This window comes from Streptomyces boluensis (assembly GCF_009908195.1).
Classification (GTDB): Bacteria; Actinomycetota; Actinomycetes; order Streptomycetales; family Streptomycetaceae; genus Streptomyces; species Streptomyces boluensis.
The window spans coordinates 1-17089 of sequence record NZ_JAAAHS010000137.1; the positions used below are offsets into that span (position 1 = coordinate 1).

Genomic DNA, 17089 nt, shown 5'->3' on the forward strand with positions numbered 1-17089 from the left:
CCCCCGCCCAGGGACGCGTACTACCGCGACGGTGCCCCCCGCCCCGCCGTGGACCCGGCGACGCTCCTCGACGGCCTCAACGACAACCAGCGCGCGGCCGTCGTGCACGCCGGGGGACCGCTGCTCATCGTCGCGGGCGCCGGTTCCGGCAAGACCCGCGTGCTCACGCACCGCATCGCCCACCTCCTCGCGGAGCGGCATGTCCACCCGGGCCAGATCCTCGCGATCACGTTCACGAACAAGGCCGCGGGCGAGATGAAGGAGCGCGTCTCCGACCTGGTCGGCCCGCGGGCCAACGCGATGTGGGTGATGACCTTCCACAGCGCGTGCGTGCGGATACTGCGCCGCGAGTCGAAGCGCCTCGGCTTCACGTCCTCGTTCTCGATCTACGACGCGGCCGACTCCAAGCGTCTGATGGCCCTGTGCTGCCGGGACCTGGACCTCGACCCGAAGAAGTTCCCGCCGAAGTCGTTCAGTGCCAAGGTCTCCAACCTCAAGAACGAGCTCATCGACGAGGAGACGTTCGCGGGCCAGGCGGCCGACGGTTTCGAGAAGTCGCTGGCGCAGGCGTACACGATGTACCAGCAGCGCCTCCGCGAGGCCAACGCCCTGGACTTCGACGATCTGATCATGACGACCGTCCATCTGCTCCAGGCCTTCCCGGACGTCGCCGAGCACTACCGCCGCCGCTTCCGGCACGTCATGGTCGATGAGTACCAGGACACCAACCACGCCCAGTACGCCCTGGTGCGTGAGCTGGTGGGGGACGGCGAGCCGGTGGCCGACGGCGCCCCGGCGATCGAGCCCGCCGAGCTGTGTGTGGTGGGTGACGCGGACCAGTCGATCTACGCCTTCCGCGGCGCCACCATCCGCAACATCCTCCAGTTCGAGGAGGATTACCCGGACGCGACGACGATCCTCCTGGAGCAGAACTACCGCTCCACACAGACGATCCTGACCGCCGCCAACGCGGTCATCGAGCGGAACGAGAGCCGCCGCCCGAAGAACCTGTGGACGAACGCCGGCGACGGCGCCCGCATCACCGGGTACGTCGCGGACACCGAGCACGACGAGGCGCAGTTCGTCGCCGAGGAGATCGACCGCCTCACCGACGCGGGCGACGCGAAGGCCGGGGACGTCGCGGTGTTCTACCGCACCAACGCCCAGTCCCGTGTCTTCGAAGAGATCTTCATCCGCGTAGGCCTGCCCTACAAGGTCGTCGGCGGCGTCCGCTTCTACGAGCGCAAGGAGGTCAGGGACGTCCTGGCCTACCTCCGGGTGCTCGCCAACCCGGAGGACGCGGTCCCGCTGCGCCGCATCCTCAACGTCCCCAAGCGCGGCATCGGCGACCGCGCCGAAGCCATGATCGACGCCCTGTCGCTGCGCGAGAAGATCAGCTTCCCGCAGGCCCTCAAGCGCGTGGACGAGGCGTACGGAATGGCGGCCCGCTCCGCCAATGCCGTCCGGCGCTTCAACACGCTGATGGAGGAGCTCCGCACCATCGTCGAGTCCGGCGCGGGCCCGGCCACGGTCCTGGAGGCCGTGCTCGAACGCACCGGATATCTCGCCGAGTTGCAGTCCTCCACCGACCCGCAGGACGAGACCCGCATTGAGAACCTCCAGGAACTCGCCGCCGTGGCCCTGGAGTTCGAGCAGGACGGCCCGCCCGGCGCGGCGCTGTCCGACGGGGACGAGGCCGGCGAAGGCCAGGCCGGTGCGGAGGGGGCCGGTGAGGGCGAAGCCGGTGAGGTGGAGGCCGTGCGCTTCACCCTCGCGGACTTCCTGGAGCGGGTCGCGCTCGTCGCCGACTCCGACCAGATCCCGGACGAGGAGGAGGACGGCTCCGGCGTCATCACCCTGATGACCCTGCACACCGCGAAGGGCCTCGAGTTCCCGGTGGTCTTCCTGACCGGCATGGAGGACGGCGTCTTCCCGCACATGCGCTCCCTCGGCCAGGTCAAGGAGCTGGAGGAGGAACGCCGCCTGGCGTACGTGGGCATCACCCGCGCCCGCGAGCGGCTCTACCTCACCCGCTCCACGATGCGCTCGGCCTGGGGCCAGCCCTCGTACAACCCGCCGTCCCGGTTCCTGGAGGAGATCCCGGAGAAGGACCTCGACTGGAAGCGCACCGGCGCGGTCGCGCCGCCCCCGTCACGGGGACCGGCCGCGGGTGTCGTCTCGTCGCTGTCCTCGTCCCGCTCGCGCAGCGGCCCCTCGGGTTTCGCGACGCGCCGCTCCGGCGACAAGCCGGTGGTCTCCCTCGCGGTGGGCGACCGGGTCACGCACGACCAGTTCGGCCTGGGCACGGTGGTCGGCGTGGAGGGCGCGGGCGACAAGGCCCGAGCGTCGATCGACTTCGGCGACCCGAAGCCGAAGGTGCTGCTGCTGCGGTACGCGCCGGTCGAGAAGCTCTGAATTCCCTTACGCGGCGCGGGTGTTGAGCCCGCGCCGCGTGGGGGTGCCGACGCTGTCAGCTCAGGAAGGGTCGAGTCCGTGGCTGCGCAGCCACGGCAGCGGGTCGATGGCCGAGCCGCCACCGGGGCGCACCTCGAAGTGCAGGTGCGGACCGGTCGAGTTACCGGAGTTGCCGGAGTACGCGATGGTGTCACCGGCCTGCACGGAACCGCTGCGGATCTTCGTGCTGGAGAGGTGGCAGTACCAGGTCTCCGTGCCGTCGGCGGCGGTCACGATCGCCATGTTCCCGTACGCGGGATTCCACTGCGTCCGTACGGTGCCGTCCGTCGCGGCGAGGACGGGAGTGCCGTACGAGACCGGGAAGTCGATGCCCGAGTGCGCGGACATCCAGTTGATGCCGGCCTGGCCGTAGAGCGCGCTCAGCCCGTGCTGCTTCACCGGGAGCGCGAACTTGGGGCGCATCGCCTCCTTGCGCGCCGCCTCGGCGGCCTTGCGCTTCCGCTCGGCCTCCTGGCGCTCCTTGAGGTCGATGCGCTCCTGGGTACGGCTCGCCCGGTCGGCGAAGTCGTCGGCGTCGGCGGAGAGGTTGGCGAGCTGGGTGTCCAGCTTGTTGTTGGCCGTGGACGGCTTGACCGTGGTCGGGTCGGGCGCGGCCTGGGTCTTGGTCTCGCCCTGGTCGTCGAGGCCACCGGCCACCGACGCGGCGGCGATACCCGCGACACCGAGCGCGCACACGGACGGTACGGCGACGGTGAGCAGCGCGGAACGCTTGGCCGGTGCGCGGCGGCGGCTGCGGCCGCGCGGCGCGGCCCCGGCGGGAGCGAACGACACGTCGACGTCGTCGGCCGCACCGGCCGGGTCGACCTGGCCGGGGAACGGGGGAAGGTCGGGCTCGGCGGTGCCACTGAACTCGACGGGGCTGAACTCCTGCTCGGCGGCGACCTGTTCGGCCGGCACCTGTTCGTCGACGGAGGGCAGCGGCTGCTCGAAGCCCGTGCTTGCGAAGCCCATGGAGTCGTAGGCGGGAGCATCGTAAGCAGGGGTGTCGAACGCCGGGGTGTCGAACGCCGGGTTGTCGAACGCCGGGTTGTCGAAAGCCGGAGTGTCGAAGCCCGGAGTGTCGAAGCCCGGGGTGTCGAAAGCCGTGGCCCCGTACGTCCCGGTCATGCCGTCGGTCCCGTACGCGTCGTAGGGGTCCGCCGGTGCGGGCACCGTGGTGCCGTCGACGTTCCACGCCGTCGCGTCGTACGCGCCCGTCTCCAGGTACGCCTGCCCGTGCTCCAGACCGGTGGGCTGGTCGAAGCCCTGCGCCTGCCACTGGCCGGTGGCGTCCCACTGGTCGGCCGCCTGCGGGCCCGGCTGCGCGGGGATGTCCGCGAGCTGCTGGTACCCGCCGGTCGCCCACATGGCGGTCGTGTCGTAGGACCCGGTGCCGTAACTACCCGCGTCCTGCTGGGCGTTGGGGTGCACCGCGGTCTGCTGGGCGGCGCCGTTCGCGTACGGGTCGTAGCCCGCGGGTGCGCCGGTCGACCACTGGGTGTTGTCCCACTGACCGGTCTGCCCGGCGTCGTAGGCGTCCGTGGCTCCCGGCATCGCGCCGAACAACGGGTCGGCGTCGAAAGAGGTGGTGTCGAAGGCACCGGTGGTGTAGCCGTCGTAACCGGCGGCATAGCCGTGCTGGTCGTTCACCAACTTCTCTTTCGCCTCGACAGCAGGGGGCAGAGCAGTGCGGTGACTGTACCCGGCGGTACGCGACGGCGACAATCTTCGGGAGGTTTCCCGGCATCAGGAAACGGGCAATCGGCCGCCTTTCGGCGGACTGCGGACGGAGCTTTGGCGCTGAGTTCGACGATCGTTCGACTATCGGACGCCTGGCATCCTCCTCAGAACACAGATCTCGGCTCGCTGACCTCAGGCCACCGACGCGGAGCCCGTCATGTGCGCGATCTCCTCCTCGGTGTCGATCGCCTGCCGGACTCCTGCCGCGACCGCCGGGTGTACGGGCAGGGCGAGGTGCCCGATGCCGGTCACCCGGACGTTCTGTGCGTGCAGGTCGGGGTGGTCCACGCAGGCCGCCTCCAGCGGCGCCATCAGCGGGTCGAGGTCGCTCCAGAAACTCACGAACCGCGTACGGCAGTGCGGCGCGGGTTCGCGTAGCTCCGCGATCACATCGGAGTCGGGCCGCATCTGGCGCACGATCGGATGGGCGTTCAGCACCGGCACGACCGGGGTGCCGCCGTGCGGCGTGCCGAGCGTGACCAGCGTGCGCACCCGTATGTCCCCGCCGAGGCGCTGCACGTAATACCGGGCGATCAGGCCGCCCAGGCTGTGCCCGACGATGTCCACGGCCTGCTGCCCGGTGCGCGCGCAGATCTCCTCGACGTGGCGGCCGAGCAGCTCGGCCGCGGCGCGGATGTCGCCTGTCAGCGGTGAGTAGTTGAGGGAGGTGAGGTGCTGTCTGCCTTCCTTGGCCAGGGCGCGGCGCAGCAGCACGAACACCGAACGGTTGTCGATGAAGCCGTGGAGGAGGACGACGGGGCGCTCGCTCGTCGGGTTCGGCAGCCGCGGCGGAACGGCCGCGTCCCCCTGTGCTTCGCCCCGCGCTACGAGCGCGGCGCTGTCGTCGGGGTGGTGCGGCGGCCGGTGGCGCTCCTGCCGGATGCCGGAGGGATAGAGGAGAAGGTGCCCGGCGAGGACGGTCAGCTCGAGGACCGAGGCCTTCAACAGTGCGGTGGACAGCCGTGGATGGAGTGCCCCTCCGAGCGGGCCGGGGCGGCCGAGGCACAGATCGAGTGCCGACATCACTGCGGGCAGTACCTTCACGGCCGACCTCCCGAACCGCACGCGGGAGTCGGCTCTGTGCCCCCGTGTGCCCTGCGCGTCCCGCGGTCGTGGCGGTGGAGTCGGCCACACCGTGAACGGTGCCCGGCGAATGTGTCCCACCGTGTGATTTCCCCCTCCCTCCACACCGCGAAACTGACGGGTGCGCGATGCTGGGCCCTGGAGATAACGTTCGTTCACATCGTTCCTCTTCTGGATCACCTTTCGCGAGGCCCTCCGGGGCTGGTGGCGGACTCCTGAAGGGCTAGTCGGTACATGGAGGCAGTGATGGCTGTGGCAGCCGGTCCGATCCGCGTGGTGGTCGCCAAGCCGGGGCTCGACGGGCACGATCGGGGCGCCAAGGTGATCGCGCGGGCGCTGCGCGACGCCGGCATGGAGGTCATCTACACGGGCCTGCACCAGACGCCCGAGCAGGTCGTCGACACGGCCATCCAGGAGGACGCCGACGCGATCGGCCTGTCGATCCTCTCGGGTGCGCACAACACCCTCTTCGCGAAGGTGATCCAGCTCCTCAAGGAGCGGGACGCGGAGGACATCAAGGTCTTCGGCGGCGGCATCATCCCGGAGGCGGACATCGCTCCGCTCAAGGAGCAGGGTGTGGCGGAGATCTTCACCCCCGGCGCGACGACCACCGCGATCGTGGACTGGGTACGGGCGAACGTCAGGCAGGCCGCCGGGGCGTGACCCCCGCCGGGTCCAGCTCGGCGATCATCTGGGCCCGCAGCCGCAAGGTGCCGGCCAGGCGCTGGAAGGCCTCCGCCCAGTACCCCACCGCTCCCGGCGCGCCGTCCTCCGGCTCGTCCGGTATCGCGGTGAGGGACTCCAGGCGGCTGGTCTCGGCCGGGTCGAGGCAGCGCTCCGCGAGGCCCATCACACCGCTGAAGCTCCACGGGTAACTGCCCGCGTCCCGCGCGATGTTGAGCGCGTCGACGACGGCCCGGCCCAGGGCCCCCGCCCACGGCAGTGCGCACACCCCGAGCAGCTGGAACGCCTCGGACAGGCCGTGCGCGTCGATGAATCCGGCGACCCACTCGGCGCGTTCGCCGGGCGGGAGCACAGCGAGGAGCTTGGCGCGTTCGGCGAGTGAGACCGCGCCCGGCCCGCCCGCCTCGGGGGCCGACGGGGTGCCGAGGAGTGCTCGGGCCCAGGTGGCGTCCCGCTGCCGTACGGCCGCACGGCACCACGCGGCGTGCAGCTCGGGCCGCCAGTCGTCGTGCACGGGCAGCGCCGTGATCGCCTCCGCGCCGCGCCCGCCGAGCCGGGCCGTCCAGGTGGCGAGCGGTGTGGCCTCCACCAACTGTCCGAACCACCAGGAGCGTTGGCCGCGTCCTGGCGGTGCGTTGGGTACGACGCCGTCGCGCTCCATCGCGGGGTCGCAGGCATGTGGGGCCTCCACCTGGACCGCGGTGCGGGCGGGGTCGAGGGCCACACAGCTCGCCGCCCGCTCGGCCATGCGGGCCGCGAGCGCCGAGTGCGGAAGCGCCGACAGGAGCTCGGCCGCGGTCGCCCGGACGTTACGGCTCCGGTCCGAGAGGGCGCGCTCCAGGAACGTCTCGTCGCCGTCCGAGAGCCCCGCGCGCAACGAGTCGAGGAACATCAGCCGGTCCTCGGCCCGCTCCTTGGGCCAGGTGCCGTCGAGCAGCTCGCGGGCGGCCGCGGGGGAGTGGGCGCGTACTGCGGCGAGCAGGGCGACCCGCTCCGCGAACAGGCCTTCCTGCCAGAGGCGTCGCACCCGCTCGGTGTCGTCGGCGGCGGGCAGCGTACTGCCGCCGGGCGCGGTGCGGAGCGCGAACTTCCAGTCCGGGTTGAGGCGTGCCAGCCACAGGCCGCGCGGCCCCGCGAAGCGGAGTGCCTGCGGCCGCAGGTCGGTACGGCCGCGCGCCGCGTCGAACAGGGCGGGCAGCAGCTCGGGCGGCGCCGCGTACCCGTACTCGTCGGCGACCGCCAGCCACTGCGGCAGCAGCTCCGTCAGATCGGGCGCCGAGCCGCGCCTGCTGCCGCCCGGCCCTGAACGGTCGGCGAGCAGCAGTGCGAGGCGCCGCCGGGCCGCCGCCGGAAGCGGCGGGCGGGTGTCGGGCGCCGCACGCTCGGGCAGCGCGGCGGCAGCGGCGGGCCGCAGCCCGGCCCGGCGCCGCACGGTCTCCACGGCCGCCGCGTCGAGCAGCGCGGCGGGAACGCCCGTGCCGGGCGGAACATCCACGTCCGGCCGCCGCCGGTCGGTACCGAGCAGGGCGGAGGTGACGAGGTCCTCCCAGGGGGTGCGTGCGGGTTCCGGTTCGGATTCGGGTGTCGGCGCGGGGGTGTGCCCGGTGCGCCCGGTGTGGCTGGTCGTGGCGTTCATGAGCGTCTCCAGGACGGACTGGGAGGGACGGGGCTGCTGGTCCGCGCTCTCAGCTCAGGGGTATCGGCTCCGCGCCGGGCTGGTCAGGCCAGGCCGTGAGCGGGGTGAAGCCGCCGTGGCCGCACTCGCCGAACACCGTCACCGGGGCGCCGCCCGAGATCGCGGCCAGCTTCCACAGGCCGGGGCGGGCGACGGCAGCGGCCGACAAGGGGAGCGCGAACCGGCCGTCCGCATCGGCGAGTTGCCACCCGCTGGTGCTGGTGCTGGTGCCGGGGCCGGCACCGCTCGCGGCCTGGACCGGGATGACGTCCCGCAGGGTGACCGGCCAGGTGTCGAGCCAGGGGTCGTCGCGCAGCGCGGTGCCGTACGCCGCCGTGGCCTCGGCCGCGCTCAGGCCGGCGGGGCGCAGTGGTGTCGGCTCCGGCTCGGCGAAGCGTTCACCGAGCGCGGCCCGCAGCTGCCGCCCCCCTGGGTAGGCGGACAGCTCCGCGTCAAGGGCGAGGCCCACCGGCAGCGCGAGTTCGGGTGCGCGTCCGGCCGCGCCGAAGGAGAGCAGCAGCGCCGTGCGGTCCGACTCGGCTCCGTACAACCAGATACGGCGGGTGGTCAGCTTGGGGTCCACCGCGTCGTGCTGCGCGAGGACCAGCCACCGGTCGCGTATCGGCGGCCCGTCGGCGGTCGTGGGCAGGCCGAGGCGCGTCCGGACCGTGGCGGCCAGCGGTTCGGGCAGCCGCTCGCGGTGCAGCCAGGCCTGGTCGAGGAGGTGAAGGAGGGCGCACTCCTCGAGCAGCCGCACCGGCCAGCCCGGTCCGGAGGCCGGAACGGCCCCCAACTCCTGTACGCGCGCGGCGAGTCCGGGGACCTGTGCGTCCACCATGCGTCTGGCTGTCTCCTCCCACAGCCCGTACCCCGCCTGCTCGGCGCCCGCGAGGCCGCCGCGGAGCAGGTCGGTCAGGCGCTGCTCCAGCTCGGTCGTGCCCGCCGTGGCCCGCTCGGCGCGTCGCTCCGCCCTGCGCCGTACCGCCTCCGGGTCACTTCCTTTGCGCTGTACGGAACTTGGGGCTTCCGGCTGCTTCGCCCTTTCCCGTCGGCCGGCGAGCCACCGCTCGGCCCATTCCGGAGGTTCGGACTCCGGAACGGTGCCGTCCGCGCCGTCAGGGCCCGCCCAGAGCAACAGCAGGCCGAGCGCGTGCTTGCACGGAAACTTCCGGCTCGGGCAACCGCACTGGTACGCCGGGCCCGTGGTGTCGACCACCGTCCGGTACGGCGTGCTGCCGCTGCCCTTGCACAGTCCCCATACCGCCCCCTCCGTCGTCGAATACCCCGTCTCGGACCACGGACCGGCCGCGCCGAGCTTGCTTCCCGCCTTGCGTGACGCGGCGTCAGGAGCCAGTGCAAGCACCTGGTCCGCCGCCCAGCGCACCCCCTGCTGAGTCATGTCTGCGACGTTAGGCCCCAGCACTGACAATCGCGCTGACCTGCGGATTCAGCCGCCAGGGGGGAGGGCGGGGTCAGAGTGACGGGCGGGGCTCGTGAGTCGAGGGGTGCGCGCGGGCCTCGCCGGACGGCAGTCGGCACGACAACTGCCCTGCCGCGCCGCCCATTTGGGCCCTGACCTGCGGCGACGGCCGATTGTCAGTGGCGTGGTGCACGGTGGGAACCACATCCGGCGAACGGCTCGGGCGAAAGCCCGAAGATTCGCCGGGGTGCTTCGTCCTGCGCAATTGGAGGGGGATCCATGACCGTGTCCGTCAACACCGCCGTGAACGGCTCGCAGTCCGAGGCCGCGGGCGAGCCGACAGTCCGGTCCGCCGAGTCGGCGGTGGCGCTGCGGCCGCATGCCGAGGACGCGTTCGCTGCGGAGCTGGAGGCACTCGTGGCCACCGACGACCGGCCCCGCCCGGCCCGTTGGCGCCTCTCGCCGTGGGCCGTGGCGACGTACCTGCTCGGCGGCACGCTGCCCGACGGCACGGTGATCACGCCGAAGTACGTGGGGCCGCGCCGCCTCGTCGAGGTCGCCGTGACCACCCTCGCCACCGACCGCGCCCTGCTGCTCCTGGGCGTGCCCGGTACGGCGAAGACGTGGGTGTCCGAGCACCTGGCCGCGGCGGTGAGCGGGGACTCGACGCTCCTTGTGCAGGGCACGGCCGGCACACCGGAGGAGGCGATCCGGTACGGCTGGAACTACGCGCAGTTGCTCGCCCACGGCCCCAGTCGCGACGCGCTCGTGCCCAGCCCGGTCATGCGGGCCATGGCCGACGGGATGACCGCGCGTGTCGAGGAGCTCACCCGTATCCCCGCGGATGTGCAGGACTCCCTGATCACGATTCTGTCCGAGAAGACCCTGCCGATACCGGAGTTGGGGGAGGAGGTGCAGGCGGTCCGCGGGTTCAACGTGATCGCCACGGCCAACGACCGCGACCGTGGGGTCAACGACCTGTCGAGTGCCCTGCGCCGCCGGTTCAACACGGTGGTGCTGCCGCTGCCGGAGAGCGTCGAGGTGGAGGTGGACATCGTCTCCCGCCGGGTCGACCAGCTCGGCCGCTCCCTCGACCTGCCCGCGGGCCCGGACGGCATCGACGAGATCCGCCGCGTCGTCACGGTCTTCCGCGAACTGCGCGACGGCGTCACGGCGGACGGGCGTACGAAGGTGAAGTCGCCCAGCGGCACCCTGTCCACGGCGGAGGCGATCTCGGTGGTCACCAACGGCCTCGCGCTTTCCGCCCACTTCGGTGACGGCGTGCTGCGCCCCGCCGATGTGGCCGCCGGGATCCTCGGGGCCGTCGTGCGCGACCCTGCCGCCGACCGGGTCGTCTGGCAGGAGTACCTGGAGGCGGTCGTCCGCGAGCGCGAGGGCTGGCAGGACTTCTACCGCGCGTGCCGGGAGGTGAGCGCGTGAACGGCCTCGCGGAAGCCGCGTCGGGAGGTGAGCGCGTGAACGGCCTCGCCGAAGCGGTGCCGGGTGCGCGCGCCCGGCCCACAGACAGGGGCGCCGCCCTTCACGGGGGTGAGGGCGGCGCCCCGCAGGACACGCGTACGGAACCGGCCGTCGGGCCTTGGCTGTTGGGGGTCAGGCACCACGGTCCGGGTTCGGCGCGGGCGGTACGCGAGGCGCTGGACGCGTGCACGCCGAGCGTCGTGCTCATCGAGGGGCCGCCCGAGGCGGACGGGTTGGTGGAGCTGGCCGGTGACGAGGGGATGCGCCCGCCGGTCGCGCTGCTCGCCCATGTCACGGACGATCCGGCGCGCTCGGCTTTCTGGCCGCTGGCGGAGTTCTCGCCGGAGTGGGTGGCGATCCGCTGGGCGGTGGAGCGGGGGATTCCGGCACGGTTCATCGACCTGCCGGCGGCCCACTCGCTGGCCCAGGACCCGGACAGGGAACGGGATTTCGCCCCGGCGACGGACCCCGACGCGACGGACCCCGACGCGACGGACCCCGACGCGACGGACCCCGACGCGACGGACCCCGACGCGACGGGCACGGACGTGGCGGGCACGGACGCGACGGGCGCGGCCACGGGAGCGGACCGCGACGTGGACCACCACCTCGACCCTGCCGCTGACCCCCACCGGGACACCGCCCCCCAAGAGCCCCGCACCGGCGACCACCTCCGGATCGACCCGCTGGCCGTCCTGGCCGAAACGGCGGGGTACGACGACCCGGAGCGCTGGTGGGAGGACGTGGTCGAGCACCGGGGCTCGGCCGACGACGCGCTCGCTCCCTTCGCCGCGCTCGCCGAAGCGATGGGCGCCCTGCGCGAGCGGTACGGAGACGGGGGCCACGCGCGTGACGCGGTGCGCGAGGCGTACATGAGGCTGCAACTGCGCGCGGCACGCAAGGAGTTCGGGGACGCGGTGGCCGTGGTCTGCGGTGCCTGGCACGTGCCCGCGCTGGCCGCCCGGAGCACTGTCTCCGCCGACCGGGCGCTGCTCAAGGGCCTGCCCAAGGCGAAGGTCGACATGACCTGGGTGCCCTGGACCCACCGCAGGCTGTCCCGAGCGAGCGGGTACGGAGCGGGCATCGCCTCGCCGGGTTGGTACGCGCACCTGTTCCAGGCGCCGGACCGGCCGGTGGAGCGCTGGCTGACCAAGGTCGCCGGGCTGTTCAGGGACGAGGACAGGACCGTGTCGTCGGCGCATGTCATCGAGGCCGTCCGCCTCGCCGAGACGCTCGCCGTGCTGCGCGGCCGCCCCCTGGCGGGGCTGTCCGAGACCATGGACGCGATCCGCGCGGTGATGTGCGAGGGCTCGGACGTACCACTGGCCCTGGTGCACGACAGGCTCGTCGTCGGGGACGTGCTCGGCGAGGTGCCGCCGTCGGCCCCCGCGGTGCCGCTGCAGCGCGACCTGACCCGGACGCAGCGCGGCCTGCGTCTCAAACCCGAGGCGGCGGAGCGGGAGTTGGAGCTCGACCTGCGCAAGGACACCGACGCCGCGCGCAGCCGACTGTTGCACCGGCTGCGGCTGCTGCGCGTCGACTGGGGCGAACCCGCGGCGGCGTCCAGAGGCTCGACGGGTACGTTCCGGGAGAGCTGGCGGCTGCGCTGGGAGCCCGAGCTCGCGGTGCGGGTCGCGGAGGCGGGCATCTGGGGCACCACGGTCCTCGCAGCCGCCACGGCGAAGGCCGAGTCGGACGCGATCGGCGCCCCCGCGCTCTCCGACGTCACGGCACTCGCCGAGCGCTGCCTTCTCGCCGGGCTGCCGGACGCGCTGCCGACGGTGATGAGCGTCCTCGCCGACCGGGCCGCCCTGGACGCGGATGTCGGTCACCTGGCCCAGGCCCTGCCCGCACTGGTCCGGGCGTTGCGGTACGGCGATGTGCGCGGCACGGAGACGGGCGCCCTCGCGGAGGTCGCCGCAGGCCTTGCGGCACGGGTCTTCGTCGGCCTGCCCCCGGCCTGCGCCTCCCTCGACGCCGAGGGCGCGGCGCAGATGCGGGGCCATGTGGACGCCGTGCACACAGCGGTGGGCCTGCTCGCCGACGTGTCGCCGCCCGGCCTGCGCGGCCGCTGGCAGGCCGTGCTCCGGATCCTCGGCGCGCGGGACACGGTGCCCGGCGAGGTGCGCGGCCGAGCGGTCCGACTCCTCCTCGACGAGGGCGAGTTGAGGGAGGGGGAGGCGGCGCGGCTGATGGGGCTCGCGCTGTCGCCGGGGACCGCGCCGGCCGATGCGGCGGCGTGGGTCGAAGGGTTCGTGGGCGGTGGCGCGGGCGGCAGCGGCGGCATGCTGCTCCTCCACGACGAGCGGCTGCTCGGCCTGCTCGACGCCTGGCTGACGGGGGTGTCGGCGGAGGCGTTCACGGACGTACTGCCGCTGTTGCGGCGCACGTTCTCGGCGTACGAGACCGGAGTGCGGCGCACCCTCGGTGAGCTGGTCCGGCGTGGTCCGGGCGCCACGGCCGGCGGGGTCATGGCCCCGGCGGCGATCCCCGGCTTCGCGGCCGAACCGGACCGGGAGCGGGCCGAGGCGGTACTGCCCGTGCTGCACCTGATCCTCGGCCTCGACACCCCACGAGCCGCCCAGGTCGACAACGACCACGACCACGACCGAGCGGAGGCCCCCGTATGACGACCTCGAACCCGACCTCGACCTTGCCCCCGAACCCGACCCCGGCCACGCTGAACCCGCCCGTGTCCCCGGACGCTCAAGGCGCTCCGGATGCCGCAGAGGCAGAGAGGCTGCGGCGGTGGCGGCTGGTCCTCGGCGGCGAGTCGGCGGACGGTACGGGGGTCCAACTGCGGGGCCAGGACGCGGCGATGGACGGTGCGCTCGGCTCGCTGTACGGGAAGGGGGACCGCGCCGCGAAGGGCAGGGACCGTTCGGCGGGGCTCGGGGCGTCGGCGCCGTCCGTGGCGCGCTGGCTCGGTGACATCAGGAAGTACTTCCCGTCCTCCGTGGTCCAGGTGATGCAGCGGGACGCCATCGACCGCCTCGGACTCTCCGCGCTGCTGCTCGAACCGGAGATGCTGGAGGCCGTCGAGGCGGACGTGCACCTGGTCGGCACGTTGCTCTCGCTCAACAAGGCGATGCCGGAGACGACGAAGGAGACCGCGCGTGCGGTCGTGCGCAAGGTCGTCGAGGACCTGGAGAAGCGCCTCGCCTCCCGGACCCGCGCCACGCTGACCGGCGCTCTGGACCGCAGCGCGCGCGTCAGCCGCCCCCGCCACCGCGACATCGACTGGAACCGCACGATCGCCGCCAACCTCAAGCACTACCTGCCCGAGTACGGGACGGTGGTGCCCGAGCGCCTGGTCGGGTACGGACGGGCGTCGCAGTCCGTGAAGAAGGAAGTGATCCTCTGCGTCGACCAGTCCGGCTCGATGGCTGCGTCCGTCGTGTACGCCTCGGTGTTCGGCGCGGTGCTGGCGTCGATGCGCTCGCTCTCGACCCGGCTCGTGGTCTTCGACACTGCGGTGGCCGATCTCACCGAGCAGCTGGACGACCCGGTGGACGTCCTGTTCGGCACGCAGCTCGGCGGCGGCACGGACATCAACCGCGCGCTCGCGTACTGCCAGTCGCGGATCAGCCGTCCCGCGGACACGGTCGTGGTGCTCATCTCGGACCTGTACGAGGGCGGGATACGCGACGGGATGCTGAAGCGGGTGGCGGCGATGAAGGCGTCCGGGGTGCAGTTCGTGACGCTGCTCGCGCTGTCCGACGAGGGGGCGCCCGCGTACGACCGGGAGCACGCGGCGGCGCTCGCGGGGCTCGGCGCACCCGCGTTCGCGTGCACACCCGATCTGTTCCCGGAGGTGATGGCGGCGGCGATCGAGAGGCGGCCGCTGCCGATACCCGACGTGGCCTGAACTCCCGGTGGACAGTGGCTGAACCGGGCCGGAGAGGCTCGCAGCAGTCCATATCGGACATGGCTACTCATCAGTCACAGGGGACTTGCGCTACGCCATGGATCGCATGCAAGTATCGGGCGCCGCCTACTCGGAGGGCTCCCGAACTTGACTGCCGCAGCCGCGTTTCCCGCAGCCGCCCAGCGCCTGATGCGCTCGGCGGCCGCGAGCCGTGCCCTGCGGGTGGGTCTCTTCGTGGGTGCCCTGTTCGTGCTCGCGCTGCTGTTCGGCGGCCGGGCACAGGCGGCCGACGGCGCCCCGGAGTTGCGGGACGCGGTCACCTCCACCACGGAACCGGCCACCACGGAGACGGTGATGGACCCGGCGACCGCGTCGGTACCGGAGCCCCGCGTGGAACCGGAGCCGTCCGCGGAACCGGCCAGGGCAACAGCCACGGCCACCGAGGCGACAGCCACCGCCACCAAGGCCAAGGCCAAGGCGACGGCCACGAACCCGGTCACCGCGACCGAACGCACCGCGACCGAACGCGACACAGCGAAGGCCACCGCAGCAAAGGCCGCCACAGCAAACGGCACCGCAGCGAAGGTCGCCGCAAGCACCACGCAGCGCACCCTCGACGAGACCCGTTCCCTGGTCCGTTCCGCAGTGGGGGAGTTGACCCGTACGGTCACGAGCTCGCTCGGCGGGCTGGCCGAGGACGCGGCACGGGCGTGGCCCGAACCGCGGTTCCCCCGGCCGTCGTTGCCGGGCCTCGACCTCCCGGGACCGGGCGACAGCGCACCGCTCCCCGGGCCGGACGGGTCCGCGCCGCAGGACCGCGAGCCCGGCACCCGAGCCGGTGCCGCGGCGCACAAGGCGCGGCCGGACTCCGCGTACCCCCTCGGGTACTGGAGCGGTGTGGTGGCCGTCCACGACGGTGGCGGTCAGGACGCGGCGGCCGGTCGGGACGCGCGGCGGCAGCAGCCGCAGTCGCCGTCCGAGGTGCCGCACCGGCCGTACGGCATCGCGGCGCAGGCGGCCTCCGACGGGGGTTCGCAGCGGCACGGTGAGGTGCACGCCGCCACGCCTTCAAGTGGTCCCGCGTTCCGGCTCGTGCCCGGTGCGGGTGCGGCCGCGGCGTACTTCCCGACCCGCGAGCGACACCGCGACATTCTCGAATTCCCCGGCTAGGGCAGCCCTTTCCCCGCCTGTGACCTGCCGCGCGGGGGCGGGACAGGTCTGCCCACCGATGGAGCGCTCCGTACCCGGAGCCTCCGGCCGTCGAATTCGAAGGAATCCACGCACCATGAGCAAGCACAGCAAGCCGAGCAAGGCCATCACCAGCAGCAAGAACCTCCGCCGTTCGATCGTCATAGCCGCCGGTGCCACCAGCGTTATCGCGATGGGCGCGGCCGGCGCCAACGCATCCGAGCTGCCCACGTCCCTGTCGCTCAGCACGCCGGACGTCGACGTCGACGCGGTCCAGGGCGTCCAGATCCAGGCCGCCGGACTCGTGGACGTCGACGGTGTCGACACCGTCACCGGCAAGGCCCAGTCGACCCTCGGGGACGTGCGGGCGCAGGCCGACGCCGTCACCGGCAAGGCGGACGGCATCACCGGCAAGGCCCAGAACGTGACGGGTCAGGCCAAGGGCGCCGCCGCGCAGGCCAAGGGCGCGACCGGCAAGGTCAAGGGCGCCGCGGGCCAGGTCAGCGACCTGAAGAACCTCCGCGCCGGTGACGTGGACGCGGCCGCCGACCAGGCCCTCGGCCAGTACGTCGACGGCGAGCTGCCGGCGTACGGCGCGATCCCCGCCGTCGGCACCCCGTCCGTCCCGAGCACGCCGGGCCTGCCGGACGTGGGCCAGGCCAAGGACCAGGTCAAGGACCAGGCCCAGGGCCAGGTCGACTACCTCTTCGGCCCGCTCTCCGCCTTCGCCCCCGCGCTCGCCGAGCAGGCTCCGGGCCAGGTCCAGGGTGCCGCGTACGAGGTGCAGGGTCAGGTCCAGGGCGCCGCGTACGAGGCCCAGGGTCAGGTCCAGGGCGCCGCGTACGAGGTGCAGGGCAAGGCCGAGGGTCTCGCCACGCAGGCTCCGGGCGCCGCGCAGGGCGCGCTCGCCCAGGCCGGGCCGGTGGTCGACGAGACCTCCGCGTCCGTGCTGCCGCCGCTGGCCTCCGCCGCGGTCCAGTCGGTCCTGCCGGTCGCCGGTCAGGCCGCGTCCGACGCCGGGGTGCTCGCCCAGGACGTCACCGCGGACGTGCAGCCCTTCGCGGCCGGCACGGTCGGCGAGGTGCAGCCGTTCGCGGGTGCCGTCGTCGAGGACGCGCGGCCGGCCGTCGGCGGCATCACCGGCGAGGCCAAGACCCTCGCCACGGGTGTCGGCGGCAGCGCCACCGGTCTGACGCAGAACGTGACGGCCGACGTGCAGCCGCTCACGCAGAACCTCACGGGCAGCGTCACCAAGGACGCGGGCCCGCTCGTGGGCAACGTCGTGTCCGGCCTGCAGGACACCACCTCGGCGGTCACGCCGAACTACCTCGCGGGCATCTGACCGGCCACTGACCGGGCACCGCTGATCGGCCACCGGTTCGGGCACCGCCCGAACCGGACCCGTACAAGGACCCGTACAAGGACCCGTACAAGGACCCGTACAAGGACCCCGTACGGACCCCGAGCGGAGACCCGTACGGCCGATCAGCCCCCACAG

Annotated in this window: 11 protein-coding genes; 7 read left to right on the top strand and 4 right to left on the bottom strand. The window is 73.0% G+C overall.

Annotated elements, in window-relative coordinates; translation table 11 throughout:
* Positions 1–2415 (top strand): ATP-dependent DNA helicase (locus tag GUY60_RS18480; RefSeq protein ID WP_161699198.1); only part of this gene is annotated, 2415 nt, incomplete at its 5' end.
* A gap of 60 nt (positions 2416–2475) precedes the next feature.
* Here GUY60_RS18480 and GUY60_RS18485 read toward each other — a convergent pair.
* Entirely contained in the window at positions 2476–4104 is a 1629-nt protein-coding gene (locus tag GUY60_RS18485) for a M23 family metallopeptidase (protein ID WP_161699200.1), read from the bottom strand.
* A gap of 222 nt (positions 4105–4326) precedes the next feature.
* Positions 4327–5238, bottom strand: a complete 912-nt coding sequence (locus tag GUY60_RS18490; protein ID WP_312866339.1) for an esterase/lipase family protein — start codon at positions 5236–5238, stop codon at positions 4327–4329.
* A gap of 285 nt (positions 5239–5523) precedes the next feature.
* On the opposite strand from GUY60_RS18490, the gene icmB reads away from it, so the two are divergent.
* Complete coding sequence (icmB, locus tag GUY60_RS18495; protein WP_161699202.1) at positions 5524–5940, top strand: coenzyme B12-dependent isobutyryl CoA mutase small subunit; 417 nt, start codon at positions 5524–5526, stop codon at positions 5938–5940.
* Here the strand turns inward: icmB and GUY60_RS18500 are convergent.
* Positions 5918–7597 carry a DUF5691 domain-containing protein gene (locus GUY60_RS18500; RefSeq protein ID WP_161699204.1) on the bottom strand — a complete coding sequence of 560 codons (1680 nt, stop codon included), beginning with the start codon at positions 7595–7597 and terminating at the stop codon, positions 5918–5920. The two genes, icmB and GUY60_RS18500, sit on opposite strands and share 23 nt — an antisense overlap.
* A 49-nt stretch (positions 7598–7646) precedes the next feature.
* The gene (locus GUY60_RS18505; protein WP_161699206.1) at positions 7647–9035 is read right to left on the bottom strand and encodes an SWIM zinc finger family protein; all 1389 of its coding nucleotides are present in this window, start codon (positions 9033–9035) and stop codon (positions 7647–7649) included.
* Positions 9036–9335: 300 nt separating this feature from the next.
* On the opposite strand from GUY60_RS18505, the gene GUY60_RS18510 reads away from it, so the two are divergent.
* The 5 genes from GUY60_RS18510 (at position 9336) to GUY60_RS18530 (ending at position 16933) form a co-directional block, all read left to right on the top strand.
* Entirely contained in the window at positions 9336–10496 is a 1161-nt protein-coding gene (locus tag GUY60_RS18510) for an ATP-binding protein (RefSeq protein WP_246235222.1), read from the top strand.
* 56 nt (positions 10497–10552) lie between these two features.
* Positions 10553–13165, top strand: coding sequence for a DUF5682 family protein (locus tag GUY60_RS18515; protein ID WP_376771266.1), 2613 nt, complete (start codon positions 10553–10555; stop codon positions 13163–13165).
* On the top strand, positions 13162–14403 hold the full coding sequence (locus tag GUY60_RS18520; RefSeq protein ID WP_246235224.1) for a VWA domain-containing protein: 1242 nt from the start codon (positions 13162–13164) through the stop codon (positions 14401–14403). The genes GUY60_RS18515 and GUY60_RS18520 overlap by 4 nt, the downstream gene beginning before the upstream one ends.
* A gap of 147 nt (positions 14404–14550) precedes the next feature.
* Positions 14551–15573, top strand: coding sequence for a hypothetical protein (locus tag GUY60_RS18525; RefSeq protein WP_161699208.1), 1023 nt, complete (start codon positions 14551–14553; stop codon positions 15571–15573).
* Between the two features lie 115 nt (positions 15574–15688).
* Positions 15689–16933: a hypothetical protein gene (locus tag GUY60_RS18530; RefSeq protein WP_161699210.1), complete on the top strand. Its 1245-nt coding sequence runs from the start codon at positions 15689–15691 to the stop codon at positions 16931–16933.
* The last annotated feature ends 156 nt before the right edge of the window (positions 16934–17089 follow it).